Raw genomic sequence first — 24,715 nt, 5'->3', positions numbered from 1 at the left:
GAAGTTGTAACAATCATAGTATCTGTATAAAGCATAATTAACGTCCTTGTTGTTATTTAAAAACAGCAAAGAAATTAAATTTAAAAATTTTTATAGTCAACTAAGTATGAATATTGAAATTATAATGACTAACTTTTTTATAGGATTAAGAAAAAATTACAGTCATTATCGTAGTAAATAAAAAACCGACACAGTTTCCCATGTCGGTTTTTTATCTAAAAACAAAAATAAATTATTGAGGTAATGCTTGAGGGGCTGGATTATCCTGACCAAAACCTTTTAACCCAACGACGTGAACGTGTTCCGTATTACCGGTCACTTTACGTACCAATTTATATGTCGTTCCTTTCTCTGGGCTGATGTTTTCCGGCGCAGCAATAATTAGCTGCATTTCCAGTCGGTCACATAACTCAAACAAGGTCGCGATAGATTTTGCATCCAAACGCGCCGCTTCATCCAAGAACAGTAGGCGGCATGGAATGATATCTTTCGCACGCAGCCTGCGAGCCTCTTCTTCCCAGCTCTGGACAACCATCACTAGGATAGACATCCCCGTACCAATCGCTTCACCGGTTGATAACGCCCCACTTTCTGCTTTTAACCAACCATCGGAGCCACGGTTAACTTCAACCTCTAACTCTAAGTAGTTACGGTAATCTAACAGTTCTTCACCAATGGTTTGCGGCAAACGCTGCCCCATATCCATCTGTGGGTTCAGGCGTTGATACAGTTTCGCCATCGCTTCAGAGAAGGTTAAACGTTGACTAGTAAACAAGTCTTGGTGCAGTTCGCTCTCTTCTGACAACACGCTCAACAATAAGGCGTGGCTTTCGCGAATATTCACATTCAGTCTAACCCCTTTAACCTGACCAAATGCCACCGCTTGTAAACCTTGGTTTAACATGCGAATACGGTTTTGCTCACGCTGGATAGTTTTACGAATGATGTTCGCCACACTCTTCGAGCTAATTGCCAGTTTTTGCTCACGGGCAGTTAACTCTTCCGTCAGACGCGCTAACTCAATTTCCATCTGCTCAATCGCATCGATTGGATCATCGGTACGAATAATATCTTGGCGAATACGCTCACGCAGATGTTGGTAAACCGCAATAAAGAACTGAATTTTACGTTCAGGATGCTTAGGATCTTCGGACATACGCAGTACATCACGCAAATGCTCGTTATCCGCCACCGCTAAACGCAGCGCTCCTAACGCCTTATCCGACATCGAACGTAGACTATCACCATCGGTATAAGCCAATTCGCGACGATGTAGACGGCGTTCAACGCCATTATCTTTCACCAAGCGCATGACTGCACACCAGCCCGCTTTCGCCATCACGACTTGCTCACGGATTTGGTAATAGTCTTTTTCCAGCTTACGCAGGCGTTTTTGCAGGTTATCCATTTCCGCTTCACATAACGTCAGTTGTTTTTCTAACTGGTTAATGCGGCTACGGTTTGCCATAACGGATTGATGTAATTCATCACGGCGAATACTCGCTCGCTCTTGCGCATCAGGATCAGCTTTCACGCCCATTTCCTGCATTTCCGCTTCGAGCTCTTTCAGCATCTCTTGCTTAGTATCAAATGAACTGCGCAGTGAGGCTAAAACTTGATGATATTGGGTGCTTTGTGCTTGTTGCTGACGCAATTGCTCACGAGCACGGGTTCTGTCTGCCTCAGCATGTTCTAAACGTTGACGCAATTTTTCATTCAAATCTGCATTTTCGTTGACCATCCCCGTCGAATCACTGTAACTAAAGTGAGCGCGGCGCTGCGCCACTTCGACTAACGCAAAGGCTTGTTGCTTCGCATTTTGCTGAGTATGTTTCGCCAATTCATAATCTTTACGCAGCTGATCATGTTGTTCAGGATCGCTGAGTAACACCGTCACAATCGGCTCCAATTTAGCCAGATTATTACCGTGTTTATTGATGAAATGCGCGGCTTCTTCTGCCTCTGAAAGCTCTTCACGGATTTCTTCGACGCGATCGACCAGCGTTTCATCCATTAACAGATTTACTTGTGGCAATAAGCGGTTTAATGCCAGTAAGTTTTCTTTGCCTTGAGCAAACTGTTGACGTTGCTGCTGAGTTTGCTCTTCAAACTGATTTAAGCGACGTTCTAATTCCGTACGTTTCTGATTTAATGTCCGAATTTCCGCTTCAGGATCGGCTTCAAACGCCACTGAAATATGTTGCCCAATGAAACGGCTAAACGCCTGATGGGCTCGCTGAATTTTTTGCACATCAAAAGATAAAGTGGCATAACGCTCAGCCAACTCATCACGCTCCGCGCTCAGCGACTCTAAATGGCTTTCACGGGCAGCACGACCAAACAGGGGTAATTCTGGGTAACGAGAATAACGCCACTGACGTTCCGATGAACGCACCAGTACCGCATTTTCAAATTCTTGAGCGTCAAAAACACTGTCATCGAAAGAAGAAGGGTCCCCTTCGATGAAATACACATCGTCAGGACAATCTTGTAAGTTTTCTAACTGCTCACGCACAATGGCAAGGTCTTGTACCACAATACCGTGACGAGCCGGACCATACAGTGCCGAGAAATACGCAGCGTCTTCGATGGTAATATCATCATAAATTTCCGATAACAGTACCCCGTTGAAACGCTCCGCCAGTGCCAACATACGTCCATCTTCGGCACCACTTGGTTGGCTCAATCGCTCAATTTGTTTGTCCAGATCACGACGTTGAGCTGCTACTTCATCACGCTCAACGGTAATTTCGCGTTCTTGCTCAAGAAGCTGTTGCATGAACTCAGTGACTTCAGTGCTATTTTCGAAGCTTACACCGGATTGTTCATTCAGCTGAGTTAACGCCTCTTGCGCCATAATCCATGCAGGGGCTTTCGCGGAAAGCTGGCTAATACGCTGGCGAATTTGTTCCAGCTCTTGACGCATTTGCATGCGTTTTTCACCGCTTTCATTAACGCCGGTGCTAAGTTCTTCTTGGAGAATTTCAAGCTCTGCCATCAACGCATCAAGTTCATCTGGCTCGACGCTTTGACCATAGCGCTTACAGAATTCACTCAGTAATTTTTCCGCATTACGCTGGCTGTCTAAACGTTGTTGTAGCTCAGATAATTGCATACGTAGCGGCTGCACACGCTCCGCTAAATGCTGTTGCGATGACCAGTCACGTAATAATGTGCGAGCGTGCTGATAAGCATCGCCACGGCTCACATCACCAAGCATCGCTTTCACTAACTGATAGGCTTGTTCAAACTGACTATGAGCGGCATCTGCTACACTCATTTTTTGCTCTAATGCTAATAGCGCTTCTGTCGCTTGCTGCTCTTTAGCTTCAAAGGTTTCTAACCATTCATCGACGTTTTCAATCGAAAGATCAGGTAACTGACACAACTCACGAGCACGGTTCAACGCATGCAGTGCTTGTTGATATTGGATAGCGCGAGTTTGCTGTACATCCAATGCTTGTTGGTAATCCGCCAGCTGGTTTTTCAGTTCATCGACTTCTATCTCTGCGGCTTGAGCACGAGCATCGAGCTCTTCATGCTTTTCAGTTGCTTCAGCAACGACTTCGCTTTGCTCTTCAAGACGATAAGTTAACTCTTCAATATCTGCTTGATAACGATCGATTTTTTCTTGATGACGCAAAGCCGCTTGTACCAGATTTAAATGGTCACTGGCGGCTTGGAAGTCTGCTTCAATTTCTGTGGAAGCTTCGTTCTGTTCATTCAATTCACGCGCCATTTCCACACTACGAACCTGTTCAACACGTAGCTGCTTACGGCTGCTATACAGCTCGTTACGCGCAGCTAATGCTGCATCTAAGTGAATTCGGCGTTCGTTTGAATGGCGCATATAGTCCGCAGACACATAGTCTGTGGCTTCACTAATCAAATGTTTAAATAAATCACGGTCAGATTGGGTAACGCGGATCGCTTCCAACGTTAAGCGGTTTTCACGTAATGCGGCTTCCATATCTTGGAAAGCTTTACGTACTCCGCTGTTTTCCGGTAATAAATAATCACGAAGTGAGCGAGTAATGGCGCTGGAAATACCACCGTAAAGAGAGGCCTCAATTAAACGATAATATTTACTACGATCGCCCGCTGAACGTAGGCGTTTTGGCAGCACACCCAATTCAAATAAAACAGAGTGATAATCCGTGATGGAGTTAAATTGCTTAAACTGGATGCCTTCTTGTTTTTCTACGCGCTCTTTCACGTCATTCAACGGAATAACTTTTGCTTGGCGCCCTTCAAACACTTCCGTTAACACTTCGGTTGGTACGGTCGCTAGCGGCACACCTTGAATCATAAACGGTTTGATATCGACTTTCTTATCACGTCCCGCGACTTGCTGTAAGCGAACACCGACCATAACCCGTTGATGTTTAGAGTTTAAAACATCGAGTACGGCATAGCAGACACCTGGACGCAGTTTTCCGTGTAATCCTTTATCACGAGAGCCTGAGGTCGCCCCTGCTTCGGTAGTATTACGAAAATGCAGTAAGGTTAAATCAGGGATCATCGCGGTAATAAAAGCCGCCATGGTCGTGGATTTACCAGCACCATTTCCCCCTGATAGGGTGGTAACGAGTTCATCAAGGTCAAATGTACGAGCAAAAAAGCCGTTCCAGTTCACCAGCGTCAGTGAGCGAAATTTTCCGCGTTCAATCATTCTTGTTCATCCTCTTCACTGTCAGCCAGATCATGACTCTCATCCGTGTCTTCTTCATCACTGTCTCTTAGTGATAATTCCCCTTCAAGGGAAGCCGCTTCACCATCACGGATCATGCGTAATTGTGCTTCCTGTGGGTTATCACCACTGCGCACGTCTGCACCAAAGCGGAATACCGACTCATTAATAATAAATTTACTGGAGTCATTTTGCAGGAAGTAGACCATACCTAAACGACGTAAACGGTTTAAGGACGTTCTCAGTTTTTCCTGCAATTTTTGTTTATCAAGGTCTGACCCCGTAGAACGTTGATTAACAAATTTCAATAATTTGCTTTCGTCGGCCAACGACAATAACTCTTCAAACAGCTCTTGAGAGGTAAAGATACCTTGATTAGTCAAACGTTCAGGGCTCAAATAGAGATAACACAGAATTTTACCTACCATCATGTCTAATTCAGACAAAACAGAACGAGGTATTAAGGTGCTTGAACGTGGGCGTAAATAGAAAAAACCTTCTGGCGCTCGAATCAGCTCAACATTATAGCGAGCATAAAATTGTTCTAACGATTCCTGAAAATCCATTAAAAATGCGTGGTTATCTAGGTCATCAATACTGATGTGGCGACCCGCACGCAACTGGCTGTCAAGCTCAGGAAAAATAGGATTAGCTAGTGCTTGAGCCAGTTTTACTGGCATAAATTGTTCAATATTTGTCGATGACATGTGCCTGTACCTTGGCTCCGTGATCATTAATAGCACGCCATTCTGCCGGTAATCCCGCCAGATCAGCCTCTGCGATACCTAGTTTTACAGCTTGATCAATAATAATACGCGCAACGTCAAAATGGCGTTTTTGCGGGTATTGCTTCAAGTAATTCTGTAATACGTGACCGACATCCAGCGGTTTGTTATCCGTTTTATAAAACGCAAGTTGCGCTTCAATTAACGCCGCAAGTTGGTCATTCAGTTCACTAAACTCTTCAAATTCCAGTTCAGGAGGCAGTTCTCCCATCACCTCTTGATCATGAAGAGCCAACTCCTCGTCACGCATATCAAAAAGCCTGTCCGCATTGGCATAGGTGAGTGCCCAAGGTCTATCGAGGTACTGCTGTACAGATTGACGTAAACGTTGAGAAAATATGCGGTTTTTATCCATATCAATCGCAGTACGGATAAATTTGTGAACATGCCGGTCATATCCAATCCATAAATCGATGGATTGCTGTCCCCAGCTGACAATACGGTCTAATTTGTTTTGTAAATCAAAGATAAGCCTATCAACCATTTCTGAAAACTGTGGCGCACTCATATTCGCTTCTTGAATACGCAATAAATTCGCCTGTAATTTGTCACCCGCAGCTTCTAAGGTATCTTGTAATTCTCTGAGTGTGCCAGACGTTTCAGATAATAACTGTTCACAGTTCGCAATCGCGGCTTGCCAGTCTTGGTTTAATAACGCAGCAATATCGTCTTTAACACTGTTTTGTTGCTCATCCATAATTCGCTGTGACAAATCAATACTGTCAAAAATTTCAGCGACTGAATACTTTAATGGCGCGAAAACATGACGGTGCCAGTAAAATTCATCACCACCTTCCTCCGCTGATTCCGCTGCACGCTGTAGCTCTCCCGCTACAATCGATAACTGCATCGACAATCTTAACGTTGAGAACTCACGTTGACGAATATAGTAATCACTGATGCCAATGCCGAGTGGCGTTAGGCGATAAATTGCGTTGCCTTCGACAACATCGCTGGCAAAGCGGTTAAATATTTTTTGGCGAACCATGTCGTTGATGGCGTTATTCGCTCTCACTGCCAGTGATTCCGTGGTCTGCTCGAAGCCTTTACACACTTCGCGAAACGCATCTACCAGCTCCCCTTCACTCATTTCACCATTAACCCGCTCGCTGTTAAGCACAGCCACTGCTAGCAAAAATGCTAAGCGTTCTGGCGGAAGGGAAATCGCAAAGTCATTTTTTCGTGCCCAAGACACGAGTTCAGGGACGGTCTGGGAAAAATCACTCATAAATCGTCCTTTTGGGTTTGTTTGCGTGCCATGACATGTATATATCGTCCCATGCTGATATAGGGTTCTTCACGACAATATTGTTGTTCAAGCGCCAATAACGCTGGAAAATCTTTTTGTTGTAATTGTCTACTTTGCAAATAATCATGGAACACTCTGACGCCACTTTTACCTAGAATGTCCATCCCGCAACCAATGAGCCACTCATCAACCTGTTGAGGGAAAAGTGGATTTTGTGGCGATAACGAGCGTTTACGGCGACGTTGAATGTGAGGAGTTGCGAGATGAAAATTACCTAAAATTGCATTACGCATCACCAAGCCATTTGCATTATAGAACATGACAGAAAATATGCCTTCTGGTCTGATTATATCCGCCAGTTGCTCTAATGCATATTTTTGATCGCTAATCCATTCAAGTACTGCGTGAAATAAAACAAAATCAACAGGTTCATCAAGGTGTTGAGCAATGTCTTGTACGGCGCAATGAATGAAGCTGATATTCTCGCTAATTCCTTGCTCATCAGCAAGCACCGATGCCCGTTCTAACATTTCTTCGGATAAATCGCAAAGAATAACCTGATGCCCCATCGCCGCTAATTTTCTGGAAAAGTGACCTTCGCCCCCACCCGCATCTAATATACGTAATGAACGACCTTGAAAATACGTTTCCAGTAACTGGTTAAGATCTTGCCAAACCACCGCTTCACGAATTTTTCCTTTTGTCGTGCCATAAATATTTTTTGCAAATTTATCGACAATATCATCAAAGTTGCGGTCTGCCATCTGCTTTCCAATTACCTATCATGAGTTATTTACAGCGTATCAAAACCAAGAATTATAACAGATAATCAAGCTGTTTTTGCATAGTACTTTATTTTGTATCCGATTTATTTTACATGGTATTTTATTACTGATGCGGCTACATTTGACCCTATTCCCTTACAATATTTTCATGACAGGCTTTCTATGCTATTTCTGCTAAAAAAATATGTTGGCTCACTGTTGATGCCCTTACCTTTGCTGCTGATATTAGGCGCAATCGGGCTAATTTTATTGTGGTTTACTCGCTGGCAAAAAAGTGGAAAATCCTTGGTCACCATCAGCTTATTCGTTATTGCATTACTCGGATTGCAGCCTATTTCGGACAAGCTACTGGCACCCGTTGAAGGTCCTTATAATAAACGCTATGAACTCATCACGACCAATCCACCGCAGGATATAAAATACATTGTTGTTTTAGGCGGTGGATTTACCTACAACCCAGACTGGAGTCCAAGCTCGAATTTACTGAGTAATAGTTTGCCTCGTGTCACTGAAGGAGTACGGCTTTATTTACAGCATCCTGGTAGTAAATTAATTTTTACTGGTGGAAAAGCGAGTAGTCCTATTAGCAGCGCTGAAGTCGCCTCCATGGTCGCTCAATCTTTAGGCGTTCCCGCGGCAGATACCATTCCATTGATGGAACCGAAAGATACACAAGAAGAAGCCTATGAAGTGGAAAAAATCATTGGAAAGCAGCCATTTCTACTAGTAACGTCTGCTAATCATTTGCCTAGAGCCTTAAAAATGTTTACAGGACGTGGTATGCAGCCTTATCCCGCGCCTGCTAACCAATTAGTTATCACCAGCGATCTGAATCCATGGGAACGTTATATTCCTTCGGCGTATTATTTTAGTCATAGTGAACGCGCATGGTATGAGCTACTGGGCTCCATTTGGTGGCATTTGAAGCCCGACAACACTCAGCCACTCGATGAAAATCAAACTGATTAAAATACAAAGGGGGAACTCATTGAGCTCCCCCTTCTACTAAATAAGCCATGATCTCCTATTGAAATTATGGCTGAAATTCTTGTCTAACTAATTCGAGGTCTTCTGGGGTATCCACGCCAGCTCCCGGTGCTTTTTCTGCAACCGCAACATGAATTTTTTCGCCATACCACAGTACTCGAAGTTGTTCTAACATTTCGATTTTTTCGAGTGGGCTTGCATCCCAAGCAATATAGCGACGAATAAACCCAGCACGATAGGCGTATATGCCAATATGGCGTAAGAAAGTATCGCCAATGGTCTCTTTACTTTTCGCGAATTGGTCTCTATCCCAAGGGATAGTGGCTCGAGAAAAATAGAGTGCATAGCCATCTTTATCCATCACCACTTTCACCGCATTCGGATTAAACGCTTCTTGTGCACTGTGGATAGGCACTGCCAGCGTTCCCATATTAGCTTGGCTACCTCGCAAATTTTGAGCTACTTGGCGAATAATTTCAGGTGGGATCAGTGGCTCATCACCTTGTACATTGACAATAATTTCATCATCAGAGAAACCATAAGTGTCAATCACTTCAGCTAGCCGCTCAGTACCCGACTGGTGATCAGGATTAGTCATGCAAGCTTCACCACCCGCCGCAATCACTGCGGCAGCAACATCAGGATGGTCCGTAGCAATAATCACTCGGCTCGCGCCTGACTTAATCGCTTGCTCCATGACACGAACAACCATCGGTTTACCGTGAATATCTGCTAAAGGCTTACCCGGTAATCGTGTTGAAGCATAACGTGCAGGAATAATGACGGTAAACATAGGATTACTGTCCTTCGTCTAAAGCCACTTTACGCGCTTCATTTTCAAGTAGTACAGGAATACCATCACGAACTGGAAAGGCGAGATGATCAAATTTGCAGATTAATTCGAGGTTTTCTTTGTTGTAACTGAGTTTGCCGTGACAGGATGGGCAAGCAACAATTTCAAGTAAACGGTGATCCATGTTTTCTCCCAAATGGATTTAAACTCACTTGGTGTCAGGATATCACATGCAGGTATCACCGTTAACTCTATTCTTGCTTATTAAGATCTCCTGCAAGGGAATGAGAGGATAGCGCAGGAGAAATATTTCTGTTAAAAATTCAATTAGTAAGCGATAACGTCTCTTGCCGTTATGCCATCTGAATTGCGAGTAACAGAGAACTCGACGTTTTGGCCTTCAAATAATGATTTGATTTTTTTATTCGCAAGTGATTTGGTTGTCACGAAAATATCATCACCACCATTACGAGGTGAAATAAAACCGTAACCTTCTTTTGCATCAAACCATTTAACTCGACCCATATGTAATTGAAAATTCATATTGAAACTCCTTCTTGTTCTGAGAACAATTTTTTATATTTGTATCATTACTCTCTACTCGTTATTCCATTTATCTTGCTGAATGATTCAAAGCGATCGGTTCATTCCGATCTATTCATGCCGATCTATTAACATAATTAAGAGTAATTAACTTAACCAATTTATGCATCAAATGTTTATGCATATCTTATAACGACCCAAGTGTAGGTATCAGGCACCATACATTTACCGTGAACTTAACAGTCTATTTTGACATTATGATGACAACACGAAATAGCGGTGTAAGCAGTGTATTACGGGGATAAGTGACTAACTCAAGAACGGGTCGTAAAATTAAAGCTAGCAAATAATCCACTTATTAATGTATTGCAACTTGGTACATAATAAGTAGATCTGCATCACATTGCGGGTATTATTATCTGAAATTAATCCTAAAAGCAAGTGGTTTTATTTCAGATAAGTGATTTTATTTCACTTAAGATTCGTTTTTCGCCTGTTTTATCAATATTCGCTTCTACTGGAAGATACCACCAATTGGATTGTGCAAAGGTTTGGCATTTTACAGCGTCCTTTTCTGTCATCAGTAAATTTTGGTTTTCATCCACTAAATCTGCCAATTGTTGTTGACTATAAGCTTGATGATCAGAAAAAGCTTGAGTATTCGCTAATATTAACCCTTTACTTTCTAGAGAGGAGAAAAATCGAGGTGGATGACCTATTCCTGCCATTGCGACCACATTTTTAAGTTCTGTCACTTGGCGCTTTTCTCCCGTGGCCAAATTAACGGCAATATCACCGTCAAGAGACATAAGCGTTTCATTTAAATCAGGGTGTCCACCATTAACGATCAAGGCATTAACTGTCTTTAATCGTCCAGCACGCTCACGCATAGGTCCTGCGGGCAGCCACCAACCATTACCAAAACGACGTTGCCCATCGATGACGACAATTTCATAGTCGCGCTGTAGTGCATAATGCTGTAAACCATCGTCAGTAATAATGATATCTAACTGAAAATTATCGAGTAATGCTTTAATTGCATCACTGCGTTTCGGTGCCACTGCCACAGGAACATGAGTGCGGTGATAAATAAGAACAGGCTCATCCCCAGCAACGGCGGTCGTCGTGTTTTGATTAAGAACTAAGGGATAATGATCAGACTTTCCGCCATATCCACGCGAAACAACCCCAACACGCACGCCTTGTTTGCTCAGTGACTCAACCAACCAAATTACAACAGGGGTTTTTCCATTTCCCCCTGCGGTTAAATTCCCCACAACCACAACAGGTACAGGGGATTTCCATGAACGAAATAGTCCGGTTTTATAACCAAGATGGCGAACTAACGTTATCAATCCATACAGAAAAGATAATGGAAGTAGTAAAATATAAAGCCATGATTTACCGGACCAAATGCGTTCAATCATTCTTAAATTGGATCCTATGCAATTGCGCGTATGCGCCATTTTTCGCTAATAACGTTGCATGGTCACCACGCTCAATGATATGCCCATCTTGTACAACCAAGATTTGATCCGCATTTTCAATCGTGGATAAGCGGTGAGCAATAACCAATGATGTTCTATTTTTTTGTAATTCATCCAGTGCTGCTTGAATTGCTCGCTCAGATTCAGTGTCCAAAGCGGATGTTGCTTCATCAAGAATCAAGATTGGTGCATCACGCAATAACGCACGAGCAATCGCAATACGCTGGCGTTGACCACCGGAAAGCATCACTCCATTCTCACCAATCATGGTATCTAGGCCATTATCCAGCTTTTGGATAAAGTCCATGGCATATGCCATTTCAGCTGCTTTTTCAATTTCTGCTCGGCTGTATCGTCCATCGGTGGCATAGGCAATATTATTTGCCACAGTATCATTGAATAAATAAACGTGCTGAGATACTAAAGCGACCTGGCTACGCAAAGACTGCAAAGTGTAATCTCGAATATCATGACCATCGATACGAATACTGCCCTTATCAATGTCATAAAAGCGAGTAATTAAGTTAGCAATAGTCGATTTACCCGATCCTGAACGCCCGACCAAAGCCACTGATTTACCTGCAGGCAATGTGAAAGAAACATCCTCTAAAGCAGGATGCTCTTTGGTTTGATATGTAAAAGTAACAGAATCGAATTCAATATCGCCCTTCACATCGCTCAGAACTTTTGTTCCTTCATCTTTTTCTTTTTCAGTATCTAAAATCGCAAATAACGTTTGGCATGCAGCCATTCCACGTTGGAATTGTGCATTCACGTTAGTCAGTGATTTTAGTGGGCGCATTAACGCAAACATAGATGAGAAAACCACACCGATTGTACCTGGTGATAATTGATCTTTAATCTCAGGAAAGCTCGCCGCATATAAAACAAAAGCCAATGCAAAAGAAGCAATCATCTGAACAATAGGGTCAGAGATAGCTGAGGCGCTAACCATCTTCATGTTTTGGCGGCGCATATTATTGCTAACCTTATTAAAACGTTCTGTTTCAACTTTTTGACCACCAAAAATGAGTACTTCTTTGTGCCCTTTTAACATCTGCTCAGCACTAGTAGTCACATGCCCCATACCGGTTTGCATGTTTTTACTGATTTTGCGAAAACGTTTAGAAACAACACGAATGGTTATAGAGACAATTGGCGCAATAGCAATCAAAATCAGCGATAACTGCCAGCTGTTATAAAACATGATCCCAAATAACGCGATGATATAAGTGCCTTCGCGAATAATGGTAATGAGCGCACCAGATGCAGAGGAGGCAACTTGCTCTGAATCATATGTAATACGCGATAACAGAGTTCCCGTTGATTGCTGGTCAAAATAGCTTACTGGCATTCCCATCATGTGACCAAATAATTTTTGGCGCATGCTCATGACGACTTTTCCTGAAACCCAAGAAACGCAGTAGGTGGAGACATAACTTGAAGACCCACGCACGACCATCAATCCTAGAATCGCAAGAGGTAGCCACTTTAACGTGTCATTATCCGCTTTACCAAAACCATCATCCAATAATGGCTTAAGTAAAGAAATCATAAACGCATCACCTGCCGCGTTAATGATAAGCGCAATTGCAGCAACAACTAACCCAATTTTAAAAGGCGCAATGGTTGGCCATAGGCGCTTAAATGTTTGTTTTGTCGATAGGTCTTGATCATTCATTCTTTTATTACCAGACTTAATGTAAGCGCACTATTCTACTAGGGAAATTGGCGATCACCAAACCACAGATGATACCAACGGGGATTAATGTCCTTTCTGTAACGTGATATTTTCATTTTTTCTTTTTTAAAACATATTGTTATCTGACCTTCCTCAGCTGTATTTAGCCATTGAATATTATGTTTAGCATAGCGCAAATACACTTTGTCTGATGGAATTTTCCACGGGCTATAGCGTGCTGAAGAGACTAATGCGAGAGTTGGCTGTACTTTTCGAATAAATAAAGGCGTTGAAGATGTGCTACTTCCGTGATGAGGAACAAATAAAATATCCGCTTTGAGAGAATACTTATCTTGCATCACTAAGCTTTTCTCACCTTCTTTCTCTAAATCTCCGGTCAGTAATAATTGCCGATAGCCATCACTGACTTGTATTACGCAAGAGTCATTATTATGTGATGTCTCCGCGAGTTTCTTTGGCCACAAAATATCAAATCGGAGCTTACCCCACTGCCAATTTTGCCCTTGGTAGCATGGAAGGTGACGCGGCTGCCCGAAACTGCTACGTAAACTTACCCATGGATATTGCTTAATTAAATCGGATACACCACCAGTGTGATCAAGATGATTATGGCTTAATATTGCATGAATAGGAATGACTTGGTGATGTTTCAAAAATGGAATGATCTGCTGTTTCGCATTACTTCCCTTATTCCAACGATTACCAGTATCATATAAAACCCCTTGTTGGTTTTGCACCATAATGGCGGCGAGTCCATGCCCAATATCCAACAGAATGAGACACCAATCATGCTCTTGATGCTGATTTTTACTTTGTGTGAAAAAGAGCATCACTATGAAGCAAATTAATAGCCCAAGGTAATTTCGATACCAACCGAATAAAAGAATGAAAGCAAAAGACCCGCAAAAAAGTACGATATAAATTGAAATTGCATTAATGTCCACCCAAAAACTATTTAAGTAAACAAGGGGCTCTAATCCAATTTCAATAACTTTATCGATAAATCTAAATGCAATATTATGCCAAGCATTGATAGGAAACAGTAATATACCAAAGACAATTGGAACAACACCCCATGTGATTAACGGAACAAACCATAAGTTAGCAAATAGGCTCATCACGTTAATCCCTTTAAATAACAATACTTGGATCGGAATTAATAAAATCAATAGCCCAATTTGCAAATGAATGAGCGGAACCACTCTCCTGAATAGTGGGTGACGATTAAATACTAATGGTATAGGAAAAATACGGAACCAATATAGAATAGCTAATACAGCAAAACTGGATAACCAAAAGCTATCAGAAAGAATAGCAAGCGGGTCAAACCATAGAATACTTGCAATACTCCAAATGGCCCATTGCCATGAAAAGCAATAAAATGACTGCTTACGAACATAGAGCCATAACAATAATGCAAATATTGCTCGAGTTGCCGGAATCGCAAAATTAGAAAGCCAAGCATATAGCAAGGCAAAGAGCATCCCTGATAATAATGGTAAATTTTCACCTATCCATTTTATAGGTAAAAAAAATTGTAATAATCGAGCACATAGATAGCCAATTAAATAAGCCATACCAATATGTAACCCTGAAATCGCAATTAGATGGGTTAGCCCCGTAGATTGAAGTAATTGAATGTGCTCAATAGAAATTAATCCTCTTTCCCCAAACATTAATGCGTAAATAATCCCTTGATTTTTTTGAGCTAAAATTTTTTCTTTGAATTGGTCAATAATGTTTTGCCGTAAAGAACACTGCACACTCACTTGTTCCACATGCTTAGTTTTTAATGTTCCAATCATTCTTTGCGCTATAAAATATCGCTGCCTGTCAAACCCTCCCTCATTCAATGAGGCGTGAACAGGGTTTAATTTTCCTGTTACTCGCCATTGTTGCCCTACACACCTATTTTCATGTCCATTCTGTTTAAAATTCCATGATGCATATAAGGATGGAAAAATCCGTCTTCCGTCAACTCTATCTATTTTTACGCGTTTTATTGGGTCATCCTGAGTCAGTGGGATACTGACTATTGTGATATCCCACTGTCGATAGTCACTACTTAAAAAATCGATTTTCTGTGTTATCTCAAGTCCGTGCCAACAAGCCCAAAGAAAGCTCATTCCTATCAAAAACAAAAATCGAGAAAATTTATTTTTCCAAATAAAAACAATAGTAATCAATAAAATAGAACCGATTACTAAATAGTAATTTGAGTCAGGTAATTTAGATAGAAAAAGTAACGGTAGCGTACCGATAATCAACGCAGTCGCCGCTTCGGTATAAGAGAGTGTACTTGGGAGGTTACGACTGAATAGTCCTATCTGCATTTAATCTACCAAACTGTTATTTTCATGTAGGTAAGTTAAAGACATAAATAAGAGTAAAAAAGCCCAGACGATAGAGAGCTTCAAGCACGCATCCAGAATTAAATGTAATACGGTATATAGAAAAAGATTAATTGCGAAGCGCTTTGCAAAAAGTATTAGCGAAATGATTTATTAAAATCGAAATCAGTGGAGAAATATGAAAAGTACGGGCATAAAAAAACAGCGCTATATAAATATAGGCGCTGTTTTATAGTAATAATTAAGATTTATAGTCGATTATTGACCATAAATATTTACACGGTCACGCAACTCTTTACCCGGTTTGAAGTGGGGAACGTATTTACCTTCCAGTTCCACTTTGTCACCAGTTTTTGGATTACGGCCAACACGTGGAGCACGGTAGTGAAGAGAAAAACTGCCGAATCCACGGACTTCAATACGCTCGCCTTCAGCTAACGTATCAGCCATATGCTCAAGTATTTCCTTTACAGCTTCCTCAACGGTTTTCGCTGAAAGATGAGACTGCTGGCTAGCCAGTCTTTCAATTAATTCAGACTTGGTCATAGTACCTCCCTAAACTACCGATACAAAGGGGTAACCGAAGTTACCCCCACTTAATTATTCGCCTTTAGCTGCTTTGAAAGCTTCAGCCATTGCATTGTTGCCGAATGCAGTATCTTCTTGCTTGTTCACAGCTGCGACAGCATCTTTCTCATCAGCTTCGTCTTTAGCGCGAACAGACAGGTTGATTACACGGTTTTTACGGTCAACACCAGTGTATTTAGCTTCAACATCATCACCAACGTTCAGAACCAGAGTTGCATCTTCAACACGGTCACGTGAAGCTTCTGATGCACGCAGGTAACCTTCAACGCCCAGAGTCAGCTCTACAGTTGCACCTTTAGCATCAACTGCGATTACTTTACCAGTAACGATTGCGCCTTTCTTGGTTGCTGCCAGGTAGTTGTTGAATGGATCTTCAGCTAACTGTTTAACGCCCAGAGAGATACGCTCACGCTCTGCGTCGACTTGCAGAACAACAGCTGCGATTTCGTCGCCTTTTTTGTAGTCACGAACTGCTTCTTCGCCTGCAACGTTCCAGGAGATGTCAGACAGGTGAACCAGGCCATCGATGCCGCCGTCCAGACCGATGAAGATACCGAAGTCAGTGATTGACTTGATTTTACCTTCAACACGGTCACCTTTGTTGTGAGTCTCTGCAAATTGCTGCCATGGGTTAGATTTGCATTGTTTCAGGCCTAAAGAGATACGACGACGTTCTTCATCGATATCCAGAACCATAACTTCAACAACATCACCAACGTTAACAACTTTAGATGGGTGGATGTTTTTGTTAGTCCAATCCATTTCTGAAACGTGAACCAGACCTTCAACGCCTTCTTCGATTTCTACGAAGCAACCATAGTCAGTCAGGTTAGTAACGCGACCAGTCAGTTTAGTACCTTCTGGGTAACGTTTAGCGATTGCGACCCAAGGATCTTCGCCCAGTTGTTTCAGACCCAGAGAAACACGAGTGCGCTCACGGTCAAATTTCAGAACTTTAACATTGATTTCATCACCAACGTTGACGATTTCGCTTGGGTGTTTAACACGTTTCCAAGCCATGTCAGTGATGTGCAGCAGGCCGTCAACACCGCCCAGATCAACGAATGCACCGTAGTCAGTAAGGTTCTTAACGATACCTTTAACTTCCATGCCTTCTTGCAGGTTTTCCAGCAGTTGATCGCGCTCAGCGCTGCTTTCAGATTCAATTACAGCACGACGAGAAACAACAACGTTGTTGCGTTTCTGATCCAGCTTGATTACTTTGAACTCAAGCTCTTTGCCTTCCAAGTGAGTAGTATCACGAACTGGACGTACATCTACCAGTGAACCTGGTAAGAACGCACGAATACCGTTCAGTTCTACAGTGAAACCACCTTTAACTTTACCGTTGATAACACCAGTTACAGTTTCAGCTTCTTCGTAAGCTTTTTCCAGCATCAGCCATGCTTCATGACGTTTCGCTTTCTCACGAGACAGGATAGTTTCACCGAAACCATCTTCTACTGCATCCAGAGCTACATCGATTTCGTCGCCAACTTGGATTTCCAGCTCACCCTGAGCATTTTTGAACTGTTCTACTGGGATAGCAGATTCTGATTTAAGACCTGCGTCTACCAGTACTACGTCTTTATCGATAGCAACTACTGTACCGCGTACAATAGAACCTGGACGAGTTTCAATATTCTGCAGGGATTCTTCAAAGAGTTGAGCAAAAGATTCAGTCATATTAATGATCTTCAAGTGTCTTATATTAACGTCCACATAGCATCCCGCCAAATGGGGTTGTTTCACATACTCCACAACATTCCTTGTCGCAAAGTTTTAACCATGCTAGAAAATGACCAGCATGGAGGTAATTGAGTATATTATCTAATTATAAGCTAAAATAAAGCCTATTATCACGATAATTGTAGAATTTTTTTCGCGTAGGTTCGTGCTTTTTCAATAACTTCCTCAATAGACATACTTGTGGAATCCAGCACTAATGCATCTTTCGCGGCAATGAGCGGCGCTACCGGACGGTTACGATCTCGATAATCGCGCTCTTGAATTTCGGTTAAAAGTCGCTCGAAATTAACATCAAACCCCTTCTCCTGCAACTGCTTCATCCGGCGGTGAGCTCGTTCTTCTGCTGAAGCATCCAGAAAAATTTTCACTGGCGCATCAGGAAAAACAACGGTTCCCATATCTCTGCCATCCGCAATTAAGCCAGGCATCATTCTAAAGGCTCGCTGACGTCTTAATAGAGCCTCACGAACACGCGGAAAAGTCGCTGCTTGTGATGCTGTGTTCCCAACGGTTTCTTGTCTAATTTCATTAGACACATCTTCACCTTCGAGAATGACTTTCAATCGATTTTCTTCAGGCACAAAACGGACATCTAAATTTGCAGCTAAAGGTACTAACGCATCTTCGGATTGAATATCAACATGGTGATGCAGAGCCGCTAATGCTAACACGCGGTAAATTGCACCAGAGTCTAAGAGTTGCCATCCAAATTCATTTGCTAATGCTTGGCAAAGGGTTCCTTTACCCGCTCCGCTTGGTCCATCAACGGTGATTACAGGGGCAATAGCCACCATAAAAAATCTCCTTTTCTGCAAATAGCCTAAGCTACCCGCAATTAAAATCTGTGGGGGATATTATACCTACTCAACGATTTTGTGAAATATACAGGTGGACTTGTCAGGAATAAAAATAGGTAAAGATAAGAAAAAAGCAAAATAAAAATTGGTTGATAACTCATTGATGCTTATCAACCAATCTCATTACGCTAGTGGCTTAATCGCGCAAGTTGCTGGAAATAATCTGGGAATGTTTTTGCGGTACATCCCGGATCTAAAATCGTCACAGGGGTATTTGAAAGTGCAACCAGTGAGAAGCACATTGCAATGCGATGATCGTTGTAGGTTTCAATTTCAGCGTGTTTCAGCTGCTTCGGTGGCGTCACACGAATAAAATCGTGCCCTTCCTCCACTTCCGCACCCACTTTACGTAGCTCAGTTGCCATTGCATATAAGCGATCAGTTTCCTTTACTCGCCAATTATAGATATTACGAATCACCGTCTCACCGTTTGCAAATAAAGCGACCGTTCCGATAGTCATCGCTGCATCGGGAATAGCGTTCATATCCATATCGATTCCGTTTAGCGTTCCACGCTCACATTCAACGTAATCATCCCCCCAGCGGATAATTGCTCCCATTTTTTCCAAAACGTTAGCAAACTTTGTATCGCCCTGTAAGCTGTTACGACCAATGCCAGTAACTCGGACTACACCGCCTTTGATAGCTGCCGCTGCAAGGAAATAGGAAGCAGAAGAGGCATCACCTTCAACGAGGTACTCCCCTGGAGACAAATATTGTTGCTGGCCTTTAATCACAAATTTTTGGTATTGGTGATTTTCCACATCCACACCGAATGTTTTCATTAATGCCAGTGTGATGTCGATATACGGTTTCGATACTAAGTCACCCGCAATAGAGATCACCGTATCTTGAGCCGCTAAAGGTGCAGCCATCAGTAATGCCGTTAAAAATTGACTAGAAACTGAACCATCTACCGAAATATGTCCACCAACAAAGCCCCCTTTTAAGCGCATTGGCGGATAATTCTCTTGTTCAAGATAATCGATTTCAGCACCGCCTTCTCTTAAGGCATCCACTAAGTGACCAATTGGTCGCTCTTTCATACGCGGCTCACCAGTCAAAATAATATCATTTGGACATAATGAAAGTGCCGCCGTTAAAGGACGCATGGCCGTTCCTGCATTGCCTAAAAAGATTTCTAACTCACCCTTATGCGATAAACAGCCATCAATACCTTCAACTTCGCAGCGTGTTTTATCCGCTGATAATTGATATTTAACGCCAAGTAAGCTTAATGCATTCAGCATATGGCGAATATCATCACTGTCTAATAAGTTAGTCAGTACCGTAGTGCCTTTCGCCATAGCGGCTAAAAGAAGCGCGCGGTTGGAGACACTTTTTGACCCCGGCAGATTAATGGTGCCACTAATTGAAGAGATAGGTTGTAATGTCAGGGATTGCATAAAAAGTGATTTCTCCGATGTCGTTTGCTACTTTTTTATCATTATTTAAATTAATAAGCCGGAATGTTCTTCCTAAACAAACCGGCTCAAATAGAACTGAATAAATTATGCGTGGTGACGTTCAAAGTCCGCCATAAAATCAACGAGTGCTTGAACACCGGCTAGAGGCATCGCATTGTAAATTGAAGCCCGCATTCCGCCTGAAACCTTATGACCTTTCAGTGATAACAATCCTTGATCTTTCGCACCTTCAATAAAAGTTGCATCTAATGCAGGGTTTTGCATTTGAAATGGTACGTTCATCCAAGAGCGATTTTCAACTGCTACACGGTTAATATAAAATTCACTGTCATCGATTGCGTTATACAACAACTGTGATTTTTCATAGTTGCGTTTTGCCATCTCTTGCAATCCACCTTGCTCTTTTAGCCATTTGAAAACCATACCAGCTAAATACCATGCAAAAGTTGGAGGTGTATTAAACATAGACTCATGTTTTGCCAATACGGTGTAATCGAATACAGATGGCGTTTGAGGTGAGGCTTTGCCTAATAAATCTTCGCGAATGATAACTAAGGTTAAACCGGCGGGTCCAATATTCTTCTGAGCACCAGCATAAATAACGCCATATCGACTGACATCAATTGGCTTGGATAAAATGGCAGAAGAGTAGTCTGCAACAATAATTTTATCCGCAGGGAAATCCGGCTCTTCATGGATAGCCAAACCACCAATAGTTTCATTTGGGCAATAGTGAACATACGCAGCATCTTTGCTTAACGGCCATTCACTCATTGGTTTAATACTCACAACCCCATTGTTTTCTTGAACAACGTCAATCACATTCGGTGTGCAATATTTTGTTGCTTCTTTAGCCGCGGATTCGGACCAATAGCCACTAACAATATAGTCAGCCGTCGTTTTATCGCCTAATAAGTTCATTGGTAGTGTCGCAAAATGGGCACGGGCACCGCCATGACAGAATAAAACTTTATAATTGTCAGGGATATTTAATAAGTCGCGTAAATCTTGTTCAGCTTCTTTTGCCACTTCAATAAAATCTTTTCCGCGATGGCTAACTTCCATCACAGAAACCCCTAGACCTTTCCAGTTACAAAACTCTTGCTCCGCGCGGCGCATGACTTCAACAGGTAACATTGCTGGACCTGCGCTGTAATTATAAACCTGACTCATTGACCTTACCTACCTTCAATATTGTTAGTTAACATCACCCAGATTCTTAAAGTTGTATCATTCCATGCCACTAGCTGCAACGGTTATTACGTCTCAATGGCAAAAACAAAAAGTGAGATTTAGTGAGTCAGAAAAGAAAACAATTTTGTTAATAGCGTCACAGAATCAGCTACCACAATTTTATGAAGTGATGCGCGCTAAAAAAGGGATAAAATCCTGAATATGCTATTTTTCACTATCGAGTGATTTAGTCATGATAAGCGGGCGAAAAGCGCCCGCTTGTAAGGTAGGAATTAGCTAATCACTTTACTCACGATTTCGATCGCTTCTTTCTCGATTAAATGAAGGTGCTCTTCACCACGGAAACTTTCACAATAAATTTTGTAGGCTTCTTCAGTGCCAGATGGACGTGCTGCAAACCAGCCGTAGTCGGTCATAATTTTTAATCCACCGATTGAAGCACCATTTCCGGGCGCCGCAGTCAAACGCTGCGTAATCTGATCCCCTGCTAACGTATCTGCTGACACCATTTCTGGGGACAATTTACTCAGCTTAGCTTTCTGCTCGTGGGTTGCTTTTGCTTGAATGCGGCTGTAGATTGGCGCACCAAATTTTTCAGCGAGTTTATTGTAACGCTGCTGGGGATTTTCTCCGGTTACTGCTGTGATTTCTGCGGCAAGTAAGCATAAGATAATCCCGTCTTTATCTGTCGACCACGGAGTACCGTCAAACTTCAAGAATGAAGCGCCTGCACTTTCTTCACCACCAAACCCAAGGCTGCCATTAAATAACCCATCGACAAACCATTTAAAACCAACGGGCACTTCAATCAATTCGCGCCCCATATCATTGACAACACGATCAATCATGGCACTGGAGACTAAGGTTTTGCCAACACCAACATCTTTCCCCCATTGAGGGCGATTTTGAAATAGGTAATCAATCGCAACTGCAAGATAATGGTTAGGATTCATTAACCCGCTCGGGGTAACGATACCATGACGGTCATAATCAGGATCGTTTGCAAAGGCTAAATCAAATTTTTCTTTCATGCCAAGCAAACCCGCCATCGCCCAACGGGATGAACAGTCCATGCGGATCACACCATCGTGATCTAACGGCATAAAACGGAAGGTTTGATCAAGCTGGTCATTCACTATTTCAATATCCAGTTGATAATATTCCGCAATTTTTTTCCAGTATTCAATACCCGAGCCACCTAGCGGATCGACGCCAATTTTTAATCCTGACTTTTGGATAGCTTGCATATCAATAACATCGCCTAATGCGTGAACATACGGCATCACTAAATCTTGCTCAGACACAAAACCGCTTTCCATTGCATCAGCAAAATCTAACCGCTTCACGCCATCAAGATCGGTCGCCAGCAACTGATTCGCGCGTTTTTCAATAACGGAAGTTAAATCTGTATCCGCAGGACCACCGTTGGCAGGATTATATTTAATTCCGCCATCTTCCGGTGGGTTATGGGAAGGAGTGATAACAATGCCATCAGCGACATCTTTATGTGTTTGGTTATAGCTTAAAATAGCGTGGGAGATAGCTGGCGTTGGAGTAAAACCATTATTTTCTTGAACAATAACATGAACTTGGTTCGCTGCTAACACTTCAATCACAGTAATAAATGCAGCTTCTGACAGCGCATGGGTATCTTTCCCCACGTAACAAGGTCCTGTTACACCTTGCTGCTTGCGTAAATCGGCAATGCCTTGAGCAATCGCCAGAATGTGATTTTCATTAAAGTTATTACGTAGCGAACTACCGCGATGACCGGATGTCCCAAATTTGACTGCCTGAGAAGACACCTCAGGATCCGGTTGCTGGGTATAATATTGAGCCGTTAACTGAGCAACGTTAATCAAATCACTTTGAAATGGAAGCTGCCCTGCTCGTTCATGAATTGCCACTTGTTATCTCCCAAAGCACTGATGCTTAGCGTGAAACACCAGTGACTTCACAATGTTTAGATAGTATTACCAACTTTTTCGATGACATTCGCAGGGAAGTTCATCTCTTGCATAATCGCATCAATCATACTGCGCTTGCGATTGGTGTTGGTATTGGTGATCACCCAATATGGTGTGCCCGGTATATGACGAGGTTTTGACTGCTTGCCCGCAGCCAATAAAGTTTGCTCATCACCAGCAAAGTAAACACGGGTACGACCATGCATTGACTCTGTTGCGCGCTCAAAGCTCTTCGCATCTAAGCTATACAACGTTGAAAGAATTAGCATAAAGCGATCGATCGCTTTGTTTTTTTCCGCATAGGCATCAGAGAGTAATAATTCTCTGATCACTCTAACTGGATTCTGTGCAACCACCTTAGTATTCATCACCGGCGCATCTTGCGGCGCTAATGGTGTTAAATTCACTTCTTTTGCTGCGGGTACTGGCTGCTGCGCGGATTTGAAATTTAGCATACGGCGTAAAATATCCGATGCACTTTCACCGATATGCTGTGTGTGACTTGCAATATAGCGGTAAAGCTCTTCATCAACTTCTATCGTTTTCATTTTTTCCCAGTACTTTCTTAATCTAAAATTCGCGCCAGATTATAAGCCAGATTTAAAAAAAACAAAACAATTAAAATTTCAATAACTTAAAACAAACAATGGGTTAAGTTTTACGATATTTCAGTAAGTTATCTTGTTTGCTATTGCACAAATTTGGTTTTTCCTCATCACCATGCCATGATAAGCCCCTCATCCGGCAAACAACATTAATCCTAGTTCAAATATGACCGAATTACTTAATTATACAATCCATAAACCTGAAAACCCGATCACCACCCCCCCCGTTGTTTTGATCCATGGGCTCTTTGGCGATCTGAATAATTTAGGGGTTTTAGGTCGCGACTTACAAAACTATTTCGATACCATTCAAATTGATGTACGCAATCATGGTGATTCTTTTCGTTCCAATGAAATGGAATACCGAGATATGGCTGAAGATGTGATCACTCTGGTTAAATCCCTTGGTTATCACAGTACCATTTTGATAGGTCACTCCATGGGCGGTAAGATTGCCATGGCGGCCAGCGAGATAGCACCTGATTTTATTGAAAAAATCGTGGCAATTGACATTGCCCCAGTCGCTTATCAAGTCCGCCGTCATGATGAAATCATTGCCGCGTTAGAAGCGACAACGCAAGCGCAAGTCAAAACTCGCCAAGATGCCAGTAACATTATGCGCCAATTTATCCCTGAAGACGGCGTGATTCAATTTTTACTGAAATCCTTTAAGCAAGGCGAATGGAAATTCAACCTTCCCGCCCTCAAAGCCAACTATGAAAAAATTATTGGTTGGAAAACAGTGCCTGCGTGGAATAAACCGGTATTGCTCATTCCTGGTGGAAAGTCTCCTTATGTACAAGCTGAATATCGTGAAGACATTGCTGGGCAGTTTCCTCAAGCAAAGGCATGGGTAGTCGCAGATGCGGGCCATTGGGTACATGCTGAAAAACCAGAACATGTACTACGCGCTATTCACCGCTTTTTAGGTATTCCTGATTAACCCCTAATCCTTT

The 24,715-nt window shown here is 42.3% G+C and carries 19 protein-coding genes; 2 read left to right on the top strand and 17 right to left on the bottom strand.

Going from position 1 to position 24,715, the window contains the following annotated elements:
* Nucleotides 1–232: 232 nt before the first annotated feature.
* The 4 genes from mukB to cmoM are packed head-to-tail and all read right to left on the bottom strand — an operon-like array spanning nucleotide 233 to nucleotide 7,488.
* On the bottom strand, nucleotides 233–4,672 hold the full coding sequence (gene mukB / locus PSF16_RS08605) for a chromosome partition protein MukB (protein ID WP_272689116.1): 4,440 nt from the start codon (nucleotides 4,670–4,672) through the stop codon (nucleotides 233–235).
* Nucleotides 4,669–5,397 (bottom strand): chromosome partition protein MukE, encoded by a 729-nt coding sequence (gene mukE, locus PSF16_RS08600; RefSeq protein WP_272689115.1) that lies wholly within the window; start codon nucleotides 5,395–5,397, stop codon nucleotides 4,669–4,671. Before mukE ends, mukB begins: the two co-directional genes overlap by 4 nt.
* Nucleotides 5,378–6,703, bottom strand: a complete 1,326-nt coding sequence (gene mukF / locus PSF16_RS08595; RefSeq protein WP_006657819.1) for a chromosome partition protein MukF — start codon at nucleotides 6,701–6,703, stop codon at nucleotides 5,378–5,380. The genes mukE and mukF overlap by 20 nt, the downstream gene beginning before the upstream one ends.
* A complete protein-coding gene (gene cmoM, locus PSF16_RS08590; RefSeq protein ID WP_272689114.1) occupies nucleotides 6,700–7,488 on the bottom strand; it encodes a tRNA uridine 5-oxyacetic acid(34) methyltransferase CmoM in 789 nt (262 codons plus the stop codon). The genes mukF and cmoM overlap by 4 nt, the downstream gene beginning before the upstream one ends.
* A gap of 183 nt (nucleotides 7,489–7,671) precedes the next feature.
* Here cmoM and elyC point away from each other — a divergent pair, with 183 nt between their 5' ends.
* The gene (gene elyC, locus PSF16_RS08585; protein WP_006662159.1) at nucleotides 7,672–8,478 is read left to right on the top strand and encodes an envelope biogenesis factor ElyC; all 807 of its coding nucleotides are present in this window, start codon (nucleotides 7,672–7,674) and stop codon (nucleotides 8,476–8,478) included.
* Between the two features lie 64 nt (nucleotides 8,479–8,542).
* On the opposite strand, the gene kdsB is transcribed toward elyC, so the two are convergent.
* The 13 genes from kdsB to seqA all read right to left on the bottom strand — a co-directional run bounded on the left by kdsB (nucleotide 8,543) and on the right by seqA (nucleotide 23,702).
* Nucleotides 8,543–9,289, bottom strand: a complete 747-nt coding sequence (gene kdsB / locus PSF16_RS08580) for a 3-deoxy-manno-octulosonate cytidylyltransferase (protein WP_036960366.1) — start codon at nucleotides 9,287–9,289, stop codon at nucleotides 8,543–8,545.
* 4 nt (nucleotides 9,290–9,293) lie between these two features.
* Nucleotides 9,294–9,473, bottom strand: coding sequence for a Trm112 family protein (locus PSF16_RS08575; protein ID WP_006657815.1), 180 nt, complete (start codon nucleotides 9,471–9,473; stop codon nucleotides 9,294–9,296).
* Nucleotides 9,474–9,616: 143 nt separating this feature from the next.
* Nucleotides 9,617–9,832, bottom strand: coding sequence for a cold-shock protein (locus PSF16_RS08570; RefSeq protein ID WP_006657814.1), 216 nt, complete (start codon nucleotides 9,830–9,832; stop codon nucleotides 9,617–9,619).
* A 452-nt stretch (nucleotides 9,833–10,284) separates the two neighbouring features.
* A complete protein-coding gene (gene lpxK, locus PSF16_RS08565) occupies nucleotides 10,285–11,259 on the bottom strand; it encodes a tetraacyldisaccharide 4'-kinase (RefSeq protein ID WP_272689113.1) in 975 nt (324 codons plus the stop codon).
* The gene (msbA, locus tag PSF16_RS08560) at nucleotides 11,252–13,000 is read right to left on the bottom strand and encodes a lipid A ABC transporter ATP-binding protein/permease MsbA (protein ID WP_036960360.1); all 1,749 of its coding nucleotides are present in this window, start codon (nucleotides 12,998–13,000) and stop codon (nucleotides 11,252–11,254) included. Before msbA ends, lpxK begins: the two co-directional genes overlap by 8 nt.
* A 38-nt stretch (nucleotides 13,001–13,038) precedes the next feature.
* A complete protein-coding gene (locus PSF16_RS08555; protein ID WP_272689112.1) occupies nucleotides 13,039–15,354 on the bottom strand; it encodes a DNA internalization-related competence protein ComEC/Rec2 in 2,316 nt (771 codons plus the stop codon).
* A 276-nt stretch (nucleotides 15,355–15,630) separates the two neighbouring features.
* A complete protein-coding gene (ihfB, locus tag PSF16_RS08550) occupies nucleotides 15,631–15,918 on the bottom strand; it encodes an integration host factor subunit beta (RefSeq protein ID WP_006657810.1) in 288 nt (95 codons plus the stop codon).
* Nucleotides 15,919–15,972: 54 nt separating this feature from the next.
* Entirely contained in the window at nucleotides 15,973–17,646 is a 1,674-nt protein-coding gene (gene rpsA / locus PSF16_RS08545) for a 30S ribosomal protein S1 (protein WP_006662163.1), read from the bottom strand.
* Nucleotides 17,647–17,819: 173 nt separating this feature from the next.
* Entirely contained in the window at nucleotides 17,820–18,503 is a 684-nt protein-coding gene (cmk, locus tag PSF16_RS08540; RefSeq protein WP_006657808.1) for a (d)CMP kinase, read from the bottom strand.
* A gap of 191 nt (nucleotides 18,504–18,694) precedes the next feature.
* Nucleotides 18,695–19,972: a 3-phosphoshikimate 1-carboxyvinyltransferase gene (aroA, locus tag PSF16_RS08535; protein WP_006662164.1), complete on the bottom strand. Its 1,278-nt coding sequence runs from the start codon at nucleotides 19,970–19,972 to the stop codon at nucleotides 18,695–18,697.
* Between the two features lie 105 nt (nucleotides 19,973–20,077).
* Nucleotides 20,078–21,166: a 3-phosphoserine/phosphohydroxythreonine transaminase gene (gene serC / locus PSF16_RS08530; RefSeq protein WP_272689111.1), complete on the bottom strand. Its 1,089-nt coding sequence runs from the start codon at nucleotides 21,164–21,166 to the stop codon at nucleotides 20,078–20,080.
* A gap of 293 nt (nucleotides 21,167–21,459) precedes the next feature.
* The gene (gene pgm / locus PSF16_RS08525; protein WP_272689110.1) at nucleotides 21,460–23,094 is read right to left on the bottom strand and encodes a phosphoglucomutase (alpha-D-glucose-1,6-bisphosphate-dependent); all 1,635 of its coding nucleotides are present in this window, start codon (nucleotides 23,092–23,094) and stop codon (nucleotides 21,460–21,462) included.
* A gap of 56 nt (nucleotides 23,095–23,150) precedes the next feature.
* Nucleotides 23,151–23,702 (bottom strand): replication initiation negative regulator SeqA, encoded by a 552-nt coding sequence (seqA, locus tag PSF16_RS08520; RefSeq protein WP_006662166.1) that lies wholly within the window; start codon nucleotides 23,700–23,702, stop codon nucleotides 23,151–23,153.
* A gap of 223 nt (nucleotides 23,703–23,925) precedes the next feature.
* On the opposite strand from seqA, the gene ybfF reads away from it, so the two are divergent.
* Entirely contained in the window at nucleotides 23,926–24,702 is a 777-nt protein-coding gene (gene ybfF, locus PSF16_RS08515) for an esterase (RefSeq protein WP_272689109.1), read from the top strand.
* Nucleotides 24,703–24,715: the final 13 nt, after the last annotated feature.

The sequence above is a fragment of the Providencia sp. PROV033 genome (genome assembly GCF_028484855.1).
In the GTDB taxonomy this organism is placed as follows: domain Bacteria; phylum Pseudomonadota; class Gammaproteobacteria; order Enterobacterales; family Enterobacteriaceae; genus Providencia; species Providencia alcalifaciens.
This window is presented reverse-complemented; position numbering and strand designations above follow the sequence as displayed.

Coding starts and splice junctions, on each gene's coding strand:
- PSF16_RS08575 (WP_006657815.1), bottom strand. CDS start 9,473: ATGGATCACCGTTTACTTGAAATTGTTGCTTGCCCATCCTGTCACGGC.
- cmk (WP_006657808.1), bottom strand. CDS start 18,503: ATGGTGGCTATTGCCCCTGTAATCACCGTTGATGGACCAAGCGGAGCG.
- kdsB (WP_036960366.1), bottom strand. CDS start 9,289: ATGTTTACCGTCATTATTCCTGCACGTTATGCTTCAACACGATTACCG.
- ybfF (WP_272689109.1), top strand. CDS start 23,926: ATGACCGAATTACTTAATTATACAATCCATAAACCTGAAAACCCGATC.
- mukE (WP_272689115.1), bottom strand. CDS start 5,397: ATGTCATCGACAAATATTGAACAATTTATGCCAGTAAAACTGGCTCAA.
- rpsA (WP_006662163.1), bottom strand. CDS start 17,646: ATGACTGAATCTTTTGCTCAACTCTTTGAAGAATCCCTGCAGAATATT.
- lpxK (WP_272689113.1), bottom strand. CDS start 11,259: ATGATTGAACGCATTTGGTCCGGTAAATCATGGCTTTATATTTTACTA.
- msbA (WP_036960360.1), bottom strand. CDS start 13,000: ATGAATGATCAAGACCTATCGACAAAACAAACATTTAAGCGCCTATGG.
- cmoM (WP_272689114.1), bottom strand. CDS start 7,488: ATGGCAGACCGCAACTTTGATGATATTGTCGATAAATTTGCAAAAAAT.
- serC (WP_272689111.1), bottom strand. CDS start 21,166: ATGAGTCAGGTTTATAATTACAGCGCAGGTCCAGCAATGTTACCTGTT.
- ihfB (WP_006657810.1), bottom strand. CDS start 15,918: ATGACCAAGTCTGAATTAATTGAAAGACTGGCTAGCCAGCAGTCTCAT.
- elyC (WP_006662159.1), top strand. CDS start 7,672: ATGCTATTTCTGCTAAAAAAATATGTTGGCTCACTGTTGATGCCCTTA.
- aroA (WP_006662164.1), bottom strand. CDS start 19,972: ATGCAATCCCTGACATTACAACCTATCTCTTCAATTAGTGGCACCATT.
- PSF16_RS08570 (WP_006657814.1), bottom strand. CDS start 9,832: ATGAATTTTCAATTACATATGGGTCGAGTTAAATGGTTTGATGCAAAA.
- mukF (WP_006657819.1), bottom strand. CDS start 6,703: ATGAGTGATTTTTCCCAGACCGTCCCTGAACTCGTGTCTTGGGCACGA.
- mukB (WP_272689116.1), bottom strand. CDS start 4,672: ATGATTGAACGCGGAAAATTTCGCTCACTGACGCTGGTGAACTGGAAC.
- PSF16_RS08555 (WP_272689112.1), bottom strand. CDS start 15,354: ATGCAGATAGGACTATTCAGTCGTAACCTCCCAAGTACACTCTCTTAT.
- seqA (WP_006662166.1), bottom strand. CDS start 23,702: ATGAAAACGATAGAAGTTGATGAAGAGCTTTACCGCTATATTGCAAGT.